Source organism: Leclercia sp. M50, from assembly GCF_037150775.1.
Classification (GTDB): domain Bacteria; phylum Pseudomonadota; class Gammaproteobacteria; order Enterobacterales; family Enterobacteriaceae; genus Enterobacter.
On sequence record NZ_JBBCPK010000118.1, the window covers coordinates 1 to 9915 of the forward strand.

Annotated in this window: 8 protein-coding genes and 1 pseudogene; 7 read left to right on the forward strand and 2 right to left on the reverse strand. The window is 57.2% G+C overall.

Annotation, left to right across the window (positions count from 1 at the left end; all coding sequences use genetic code 11):
• Together WFM46_RS20570 and WFM46_RS20575 are read left to right on the forward strand one after the other, a co-directional pair.
• Positions 1-2334, forward strand: a 2334-nt coding sequence (locus WFM46_RS20570) for a DUF2339 domain-containing protein (protein WP_336998403.1), incomplete at its 5' end; no start/stop codon positions are given.
• The gene (locus WFM46_RS20575) at positions 2331-3716 is read left to right on the forward strand and encodes a DUF3999 family protein (protein ID WP_336998404.1); all 1386 of its coding nucleotides are present in this window, start codon (positions 2331-2333) and stop codon (positions 3714-3716) included. The genes WFM46_RS20570 and WFM46_RS20575, both read left to right, overlap by 4 nt.
• Before the next feature lie 43 nt (positions 3717-3759).
• Here WFM46_RS20575 and WFM46_RS20580 read toward each other — a convergent pair whose 3' ends face one another.
• Positions 3760-4362 carry a peroxiredoxin gene (locus WFM46_RS20580; RefSeq protein ID WP_040076949.1) on the reverse strand — a complete coding sequence of 201 codons (603 nt, stop codon included), beginning with the start codon at positions 4360-4362 and terminating at the stop codon, positions 3760-3762.
• A 127-nt stretch (positions 4363-4489) separates the two neighbouring features.
• Positions 4490-5071, reverse strand: a complete 582-nt coding sequence (gene acpH, locus WFM46_RS20585; RefSeq protein WP_336998405.1) for an ACP phosphodiesterase — start codon at positions 5069-5071, stop codon at positions 4490-4492.
• A gap of 92 nt (positions 5072-5163) precedes the next feature.
• On the opposite strand from acpH, the gene queA reads away from it, so the two are divergent.
• The 5 genes and pseudogenes from queA to WFM46_RS20610 form a co-directional block, all read left to right on the forward strand.
• Entirely contained in the window at positions 5164-6234 is a 1071-nt protein-coding gene (gene queA, locus WFM46_RS20590) for a tRNA preQ1(34) S-adenosylmethionine ribosyltransferase-isomerase QueA (protein ID WP_156653987.1), read from the forward strand.
• 53 nt (positions 6235-6287) lie between these two features.
• Positions 6288-7415 carry a tRNA guanosine(34) transglycosylase Tgt gene (gene tgt / locus WFM46_RS20595; protein ID WP_103178455.1) on the forward strand — a complete coding sequence of 376 codons (1128 nt, stop codon included), beginning with the start codon at positions 6288-6290 and terminating at the stop codon, positions 7413-7415.
• A 22-nt stretch (positions 7416-7437) separates the two neighbouring features.
• Positions 7438-7770 (forward strand): preprotein translocase subunit YajC, encoded by a 333-nt coding sequence (yajC, locus tag WFM46_RS20600; protein WP_032616800.1) that lies wholly within the window; start codon positions 7438-7440, stop codon positions 7768-7770.
• Positions 7771-7795: 25 nt separating this feature from the next.
• On the forward strand, positions 7796-9643 hold the full coding sequence (gene secD, locus WFM46_RS20605) for a protein translocase subunit SecD (RefSeq protein WP_103178456.1): 1848 nt from the start codon (positions 7796-7798) through the stop codon (positions 9641-9643).
• A 10-nt stretch (positions 9644-9653) separates the two neighbouring features.
• A pseudogene (locus WFM46_RS20610) lies at positions 9654-9915 on the forward strand (protein translocase subunit SecF); the annotation flags it as partial.

A 9915-nucleotide genomic window follows, 5' to 3' on the forward strand; every position in this document is an offset into this window, starting at 1 on the left:
GCTCCGGCTCCTGCGCCCGCGGCAAAACAGCCTTCTGCCTTTGGCGGCATACTGACGTCGCTGGTGCGCTGGTTCATGCAGGGCAACCCGCTGGCGAAGCTTGGGATCCTGCTGCTCTTTCTCGGTCTTTCATTCCTCCTGCGCTATACCGTCGAGCACTCCCTGTTCCCGCTTGAGCTGCGCCTGGCCGCGACGGCGCTGTTTGCCATGGTTCTGCTGGCCCTCGGGTGGCGACTGCGGCACAGACAGCGCGTCTATTCGCTGATCCTCCAGGGAGGGGCGGCAGGCATCCTCTATCTGACCGTCTTTGGCGCCTTCCGGCTCTGGCAGATGTTACCGATGACGCTGGCCTTTGCGCTGCTGGTGGTCATTTGCGCGGCGAGCGTCGGGCTGGCGGTGCTGCAGAGGGCGCTGAGCCTCGCTATGCTGGCGAGTCTCGGTGGATATCTTGCGCCGCTGCTGTTGTCTACCGGAGGCGGCAGCTTTGTGGCGCTCTTCTCTTTCTACCTCCTGCTTTCCATCGGCATTCTCGCTATCAGCATCTGGCAGCACTGGCGCGAGCTGAATCTGCTCGGGCTGCTGTTTACATTCGGCGTGGGCGGCCTTTGGGGACTGAACGACTACCGGCCTGAAGAGTATGGGGTCTGCCAGCTGTTCCTGATTGCCAATACGCTGATATTCGGCGTGCTGAGCGTGGCGCTGTCGCTGCGGGCGCAGGAGAAAGGGAAGCAAATTATTGACGGCGTGCTGCTGTTTGCTCCGCCGCTGGTTGGTTTTGGAATGCAGTACGGCATGACTCAGCACTGGACCTACGGCCCGGCGCTCAGCGCGCTGGGGTACGGTGCCTTTTACCTCTCGCTGGCGTTCCTCGCCCTGCGGCGCTATCCCTCCCTCGGACGGCCGCTGGTCATGGCGGCGCTGGCGATCGGCGGCGGGTTTGCCACGCTCGCCATTCCGCTGGCGCTGTCGGCGCGCTGGACGGCGATGGCCTGGGCGCTGGAGGGTCTGGGCATCCTCTGGCTGGGCGTGCAACAGCAGCAGCGACGTATGAGCTATAGTGGGACGGCGCTGCTGGTGCTGGCGCTGGGTAGCGCGCTGTGGGCGCAAACGAACGGTGTGACATCGCTGAGCCTGCTGCTTATCTTCGCCGTCCTCAGCCTTTGCTGGCTGGCTGCGGCCTGGCTGTGGCGGGAAATCGTTCTGCCCGTCAGTTGGGCACTGCTGGCAGGCGGGCTGCTGTTCTGGATAGTGGCGCTGCTGGGGGCGTCACAGCTGATGCTGAAGCAGGAATTATCTGTTCTGGCAGGCGTGCTGGCGCTCTCGGCCGTCTCGGTCTGGGGCTGGCGGCAGGCTGCCGCTCATCTGGCGTGGCGAGAGCTGGATGCCAGCAAATGGCTGCTGTGGCCGCTGATGCTGCTGATGGTGGGGTATCAGCTCTGGCATCAGCAGGTCTTTGCCGCCGGCTGGTCAAACCTGTCCTGGTGCGTTGCGCTTCCTGCCGCGCTGATGCTGCTGCGGCGTGACGGTGAAAGGCTCCTGCCGCGCATCGCGATGGGGCTGCATCTGTCGCTGTTCTGGATGATTTTACTGGCGCTGGCCGCCGAGCTTTACTGGTTTGCCCGGTCGCTGCCGTGGGGAATGGCGGCCTGGGGCAGTGGACTGGCGATGGCAGCAGGTGGCGGTTTGATTATGGCGCTCTCTGCGGCGGTACGGCGTCGCGGGTGGCCGTTCCGGGAATGGCCTGCGCTTTACACCTGCCTGGCGCCGATCCCTGTTATCGTGGCGCTGTTAGTGTTGTTGGTCGTGACCAATTTCCAGGACGGCGTGGTCTATCGCCAGACCTGGCTACCGCTGGTGAACCCGCTTGAGGAAGGTGCCGCGTTCGCGTTGCTGGGGCTGGTGGTCTTTTATCGGGCGGTGGATCGCTACTACCCCGCGCTGCTTTCGCAGGCCCGCCCGTGGCCTGCCGTCGCGCTTATGGCGTTTGGCTTCTGGTGGCTTAACGGTGCGCTAATGCGCGCGCTGGCCTGGTATGGCGACGTGGCCTGGAATATGGCATCGCTGTGGGATTCCCGGCTTGTCCAGACCTGTTTTGCCCTGTTCTGGATGCTGAGCGCGCTGGTGGTCATGATCCATGCTACCCGTCGGGCTTCCCGGCAGGAGTGGCTCTACGGCGCTGCGCTGCTGGGTGTCGTGATGGTTAAACTGATGCTGGTAGACAGCGCGGGCGGAGGCGGTCTGTCGCGCGCGGTGGCGTTTATCGGCGTGGCGATCCTGGTACTGATCGTGGGTTATTTCTCACCGCTGCCGCCCAAAACAGGAGATGAAAAATGAAATGGATGAAAGCGGTAGCGTGTAGCGCGCTGCTGGCGCTTTCCGGCCCGGCGTTTTGCGACGGGGTACAAACGGAATCGCCCCGGGACTATGCCTTTGGACGTTCACTGGATACGTCCGTCCCTTCCCAGTGGTATCGGGTGATGCTGCCGCTTGCCGTCTATGAGCAGAGCACGTCACCCGATCTGCATGATGTTCGCGTCTTTAACCAGTCAGGCGAGCCGGTTCCCTTCAGCCTGGTCACCGCGACGCCTCCCAAGGCGTCAGTGCAATCTACACCACTTCGCTTCTTTCATCTGGACGCCTCGCCGCTTGCACCTGCGCGAGGGGATGAGGATAGCGATAAAATCCTGCTCCGCTCCCGAAACGGCGTAGAGATTGTGCTCGAGGGGCAAAAAGCCGCCGCAGCCGGGCAACATTATCTGCTGACCTTGCCGGAGCAGGCTACGGGCGAGATAAGCCTGTCCCAGTTGCAGCTGCTCTGGAATACCCCTCAGACGTCCTGGCAGGGAACGGCGTCGGTTTATTACAGCGAGGATCTTAAGCAGTGGTATACCCTGCGCGAAGAGATGCCCTTGCTGGACGTGGTCAGCGGCCAGGATCGCCTTAAGCTCGACCGGATCGATACCGATATGGTTTTATCTCCCGATGCGAATCGCTATCTCATGGTGGTGCTGAATACGCAGAGCCAGGAGATAACCCTGACCGGCGTAAACGCAATTCGCGCACCTGCGCAGGCGGCCCCGGAAGAGATCAGCCTGGAGGGGGAAGGGGAGCAGTTATCGACAAGTGAAGTCCAGTGGCACTGGTCGCGACCGCAGCCGCTGAGTGCTGTCACTATCTCACTGAATGGCGACGGCGTCCTACCCGTAGAGATAGCGTGGCGGAGTACGGAGAAGGACAAATGGCACCCGCTGAAAAAAGAGATCCTTTACCGTCTGGAAGGGAAAATGTCTCCACCGGTTTCGCTTAACGGGGGCCTGGTGCAGGCGGTAAAAATCACGACGCTGAATGCGCGTTTGCCAGAATACCTGCCGAGCGTCATGGGGCATCGCGACCGCTATGACCTGGTGTTCAACGCGCAGGGGAAAGCGCCGTACGTGCTCGCCTGGGGCAACGGAGCGGCAAAGCCTGCCAGCGTGGAGCCCGACATGCTGATCCCTGCTGACCTGCGTAAAACCTATGATATGGCAAACCTGCCGCAGGCTGACATTCAGGATAATGTCACGTTAGGTGGCGAGGGGCGTCTGACCGCCACCTCCGCGGCCGAGCGGGAGAACAGGATGAACACGCTGCTGGTGTGGGGCGTGCTGATTGCGGGCGTGATTTTGCTGGCAGGTATGGCCTGGCGCATCTGGCGGGAGACACAGCGTAAGGCATAAAAAAAGGCCCGCATAAGCGGGCCTTTTTCGTAAACCGTGCCAATTACAGGCTGGATACGTTCTCAGACAGGTATTTAGCAACGCCGTCTGGAGACGCGTTCATACCTTCTTTACCTTTTTCCCACTGAGCCGGGCACACTTCACCGTGCTCTTCGTGGAACTGCAGCGCATCAACCATACGCAGCATTTCGTCGATGTTACGACCCAGCGGCAGATCGTTCACGACCTGGTGACGCACGATGCCGTTCGCGTCGATCAGGAAGGAGCCACGCAGGGCAACGCCCGCGTCCGGATGTTCGATACCGTAAGCCTGCTGAATCTCACGTTTGATGTCCGCAACCATCGCGTATTTCACTGGACCGATGCCGCCGTTGTCGACAGGGGTATTACGCCATGCGTTGTGTACAAACTCAGAGTCGAAGGAGACGCCAACCACTTCTACGCCACGCTTCTGGAACTCTTCGTAACGCTTGTCGAACGCGATCAGCTCAGACGGGCAAACGAAGGTGAAGTCCATTGGCCAGAAGAACAGAACGGTGGCTTTACCGTTGGTATGCTGTTTGAAGTTGAAGTTCTCAACGATTTCACCGTTGCCCAGAACTGCTGCAGCTGTAAAATCCGGAGCCGGACGAGTTACCAGAACCATATGATTCTCCTGTAGATACTAAGGTTATTTAGAACGCAACGCGGGCCAGTATAGAGAGTGTTTGTCCTAAAGACAAAGAGGCGTTGACAATCGTTAACCCAGCTTTTACCTATCAATCACATTTATATTAAAGCTGCTTATGTTTCGCCTGTTCCATCATGCGGGGATAAAACTGCCAGAAGCGCTGCTCCAGGGCCTCATAATGGGCATCCAGATCCTGCCAGGAGTCGCGCAGGGCATCGAGACGCGGACGTCGGCTGGCCATGCCGTTGAGCACCCGCTGGATGAAGTCCATCTCGCTATAGCGCTCGAGCCAGCGCTCTGACCACAGGTAATCATTCAGATTAACAAAGCGCGGCGGGGCGTCCGGCAGAATGATCGTCACCTGGGCGTGGGCATAGCGCACGAACGCTGGCAGCGGCATCTCGGGTGAGAGCTGTTCCCAGTGGCGGGAGACAAAGTGATCCCACATCACATCCAGCGTAATGGGCGCCACGCGGCGGGTCTCCGGGCGGAACCACTCCTTTGCCTCTTTGACCTCGGGCAGGTTGTCAGTGAGGACATCAATCCGGCGGTGCATTAAGATGCCTTCCACCACGTCGGCGGGATACGCCTCGGCGGGGTTGCCGCGGACGAAGTCGGCCAGCAAGTTGCCGGAAAGGGAGCTGTCAGCGAGATGAGCGAGGTGCAGGTGAGCGAGAAAATTCATGCGATTCGTTATCCGAAGCGAGGCTAGTTGTTGCAGCAAAGAGGTGTGAGCACTAGACTAAGCCGCCTGTTTTTAAGTCACGAGTATATGCCATGCGCGTCGCCGATTTCTCTTTTGATTTACCCGAGTCCCTGATTGCCCACTATCCTGTGCCGGAGCGCAGTAGCTGCCGCTTATTGTCGCTGGATGGGCCGACGGGTGCGCTGACGCACGGAACTTTCACCGATCTGCTCGACAAGCTCAACCCGGGCGACCTGCTGGTGTTCAACAACACCCGCGTGATCCCGGCCCGTCTGTTTGGCCGTAAAGCCAGCGGCGGCAAAATTGAAGTGCTGGTCGAAAGAATGCTCGATGATAAACGTATTCTGGCACATATTCGCGCTTCCAAGGCACCGAAGCCGGGTACGGAGCTGCTGCTGGGGGATGACGAGAGCATCAATGCCACCATGGTGGCGCGCCACGATGCGCTCTTTGAAGTGCAGTTCAACGATGAGCGTCCGGTACTGGATATCCTCAACAGCATCGGCCACATGCCGCTGCCGCCGTACATTGAGCGGCCGGACGAAGAGGCCGACCGCGAGCTCTATCAGACCGTCTATAGCCAGAAGCCTGGCGCAGTCGCGGCACCCACCGCGGGCCTGCACTTTGATGAACCGCTGCTGGAAAAACTGCGCGCAAAAGGCATTGAGATGGCGTTTGTCACGCTGCACGTCGGCGCGGGTACTTTCCAGCCGGTGCGCGTGGACAGTATCGAAGATCACATCATGCACTCCGAATATGCCGAGGTGCCGCAGGAGGTTGTGGACGCGGTGATGGCGGCGAAAGCGCGCGGTAACCGCGTCGTTGCTGTGGGCACCACCTCGGTTCGCTCGCTGGAAAGCGCAGCCCAGGCCGCGAAAGATGCGCTGATCGCCCCTTTCTTCGACGATACCCAAATCTTCATCTATCCGGGTTATCAATATCAGGTGATCGACGCGCTGGTGACCAACTTCCATCTGCCGGAGTCGACCCTGATCATGCTGGTTTCGGCCTTTGCGGGTTATCAAAACACCATGAACGCCTACAAGGCTGCGGTAGAACAAAAATATCGCTTTTTTAGTTACGGTGACGCGATGTTTATCACGTACAATCCGCAGGCTTTGAATGAACGTGTCGGGGAATAAGTCCGCGGCACTGGTTTAACGCGCCGGACTGTTTTTCTGGTGCAGGAGAAAAAATGAAATTTGAACTCGATACCACCGACGGTCGCGCTCGCCGTGGCCGCCTGGTGTTTGATCGCGGCGTAGTAGAAACGCCCGCTTTTATGCCTGTGGGCACTTACGGCACCGTAAAAGGGATGACGCCGGAAGAAGTCGAAGCCACTGGCGCGCAAATTATCCTCGGTAATACCTTCCACCTGTGGCTGCGTCCTGGTCAGGAGATCATGAAGCTGCATGGGGATCTGCATGACTTTATGCAGTGGAAAGGACCGATCCTGACCGACTCCGGCGGTTTCCAGGTCTTCAGCCTGGGTGATATCCGCAAGATCACCGAAGAGGGTGTGCATTTCCGCAACCCGATTAACGGCGACCCGATTTTCCTCGATCCTGAAAAATCAATGGAGATTCAGTACGATCTCGGCTCCGATATCGTGATGATCTTCGACGAATGTACGCCATACCCGGCGGACTGGGACTACGCCAAGCGTTCGATGGAGATGTCGCTGCGTTGGGCGAAGCGCAGCCGCGACCGTTTTGATAGCCTGGGCAATAAAAATGCGCTGTTTGGCATTATTCAGGGCAGCGTTTACGAAGATTTACGCGATATCTCTGTTAAAGGTCTGGTAGAGATAGGTTTTGATGGCTACGCTGTCGGCGGTCTGGCTGTAGGGGAGCCGAAGGAAGATATGCACCGTATTCTGGAGCATGTTTGCCCGCAAATTCCAACAGATAAACCTCGATACCTGATGGGCGTCGGTAAACCAGAAGATCTGGTTGAAGGCGTACGTCGCGGCATTGATATGTTCGACTGCGTTATGCCGACCCGCAACGCCCGTAATGGTCACCTGTTTGTGACCGATGGCGTGGTAAAAATCCGTAATGCGAAGCATAAAAGCGACACCAGCCCACTCGATGCCGAGTGCGATTGCTATACCTGTCGCAATTATTCTCGTGCCTATTTGCATCATCTTGATCGTTGTAATGAAATATTAGGCGCGCGTCTCAACACGATTCATAACCTTCGCTATTACCAGCGCTTAATGGCTGGTTTACGCAAGGCTATTGAAGAGGGTAAATTAGAGAGCTTCGTGACCGATTTTTACCAACGACAGGGTCGGGATGTTCCACCTTTGAACGTTGATTAATTTATTTAATGAGGGAAATTTAATGAGCTTTTTTATTTCTGATGCGGTAGCGGCAACAGGTGCACCGGCGCAGGGCAGCCCGATGTCTCTGATTCTGATGCTGGTGGTGTTCGGTCTGATCTTCTATTTCATGATCCTGCGTCCACAGCAGAAGCGCACCAAAGAGCACAAAAAGCTGATGGACTCCATCGCGAAAGGCGATGAAGTTCTGACTAACGGTGGTCTGGTAGGTCGCGTAAGCAAAGTCGCTGATAACGGCTATATCGTTATCGCACTGAACGATACCACTGAAGTGGTTATCAAACGTGACTTCGTTGCTGCCGTTCTGCCGAAAGGCACCATGAAGGCGCTGTAATTAACTTTTCCCAAAGGGAACTGCCGTGTTAAACCGTTATCCTTTGTGGAAGTACGTCATGCTGGTCGTCGTCATTGTCGTCGGCCTGCTGTATGCGCTTCCCAACCTGTATGGTGAGGATCCGGCTGTTCAAATCACTGGCGCGCGCGGTGTCGCCGCCAGTGAGCAAACGCTGATCCAGGTCCAGAAAACTTTACAAGAAGAAAAAATTACCGCTAAGTCTGTGGCACTGGAAGAGGGCGCAATTCTTGCTCGCTTCGACTCCACCGACACGCAGCTCCGCGCTCGTGAAGCGCTGATGGGCGTGATGGGTGATAAATATGTCGTGGCGTTGAACCTTGCTCCTGCAACTCCGCGTTGGTTAGCTGCTATCAACGCTGAGCCGATGAAACTCGGTCTCGACCTGCGTGGCGGCGTTCACTTCCTGATGGAAGTGGATATGGAAACCGCACTCGGAAAACTTCAGGAACAAAACATTGATAGCCTGCGTAGCGATCTGCGCGATAAAGGCATCCCTTACACCACCGTGCGTAAGGAAGATAAATACGGGATGAGCATCACGTTTCGTGACAGCAACGCCCGCGACCAGGCGATGGATTATCTGACCCAGCGTCACCGCGATCTGGTGCTCTCTTCTCAGGGCAGCAACCAGTTGCGTGCGGTCATGACCGATGAACGTCTGAAAGAAGCGCGTGAATACGCGGTGCAGCAGAACATCAACATCCTGCGTAACCGTGTAAACCAGCTCGGCGTGGCTGAACCGCTGGTTCAGCGTCAGGGTGCTGACCGTATCGTGGTTGAACTGCCGGGTATCCAGGATACCGCCCGTGCCAAAGAGATTCTCGGCGCAACCGCGACCCTGGAATTCCGTCTGGTGAACACCAACGTCGATCAGTCTGCTGTCGCATCTGGCCGCGTTCCGGGCGACTCTGAAGTGAAACAGACCCGTGAAGGTCAGCCGGTTGTGATGTACAAGCGTGTGATCCTGACCGGTGACCACATCACTGACTCCACCTCCAGCCAGGATGAGTACAACCAGCCGCAGGTTAACATCTCGCTTGATAGCGCAGGTGGTAACATCATGTCTAACTTCACCAAGGACAATATCGGTAAACCGATGGCGACCCTGTTCGTGGAGTACAAAGACAGCGGTAAAAAAGATGCCAACGGTCGTGCGGTTCTGGTGAAAGAGGAAGAGGTGATTAACATCGCCAATATCCAGTCTCGCCTGGGTAACAGCTTCCGTATCACCGGTATCAACAACCCGAACGAAGCCCGTCAGCTGTCGCTGCTGCTGCGTGCCGGTGCGCTGATTGCGCCAATTCAGATTGTTGAAGAGCGTACCATCGGTCCAACGCTGGGTATGCAGAACATCCAGCAGGGTCTGGAAGCGTGTCTGGCGGGTCTGGCGATCTCCATCATCTTCATGGTCTTCTTCTACAAGAAGTTTGGTCTGATTGCGACCTCTGCGCTGATTGCAAACCTGGTGCTGATTGTCGGCATTATGTCCCTGCTGCCGGGGGCAACGCTGACCATGCCAGGGATTGCAGGTATCGTCTTAACCCTTGCGGTGGCGGTTGACGCCAACGTACTGATAAATGAACGTATCAAAGAAGAGCTGAGCAACGGTCGCTCCATCCAACAGGCGATCGACGAAGGCTACCGGGGCGCGTTCAGCTCCATCTTCGATGCGAACGTAACAACACTGATTAAGGTTCTTATCCTGTATGCAGTGGGTACCGGCGCGATCAAGGGCTTTGCTATCACCACCGGTATTGGTGTGGCGACGTCAATGTTTACCGCTATTGTCGGCACCCGTGCCATCGTGAACCTGCTGTACGGCGGCAAGCGCGTTAAAAAGCTGTCTATCTGAGGAGTGCGTTGTGGCACAGGAATATACTGTTGAACAATTGAACTACGGCCGTAAAGTCTGGGACTTTATGCGCTGGGACTACTGGGCCTTTGGCATTTCGGGTCTGCTGTTGGTTCTGTCCATCGCCATCATGGGCGTAAAAGGCTTTAACTGGGGGCTCGATTTCACCGGTGGTACGGTGATTGAAATCACCCTGGAAAAACCGGTCGATATGGACCAGATGCGCGAGTCGCTGCAGAAGGCGGGCTTTGAAGAGCCGCTGCTGCAGAACT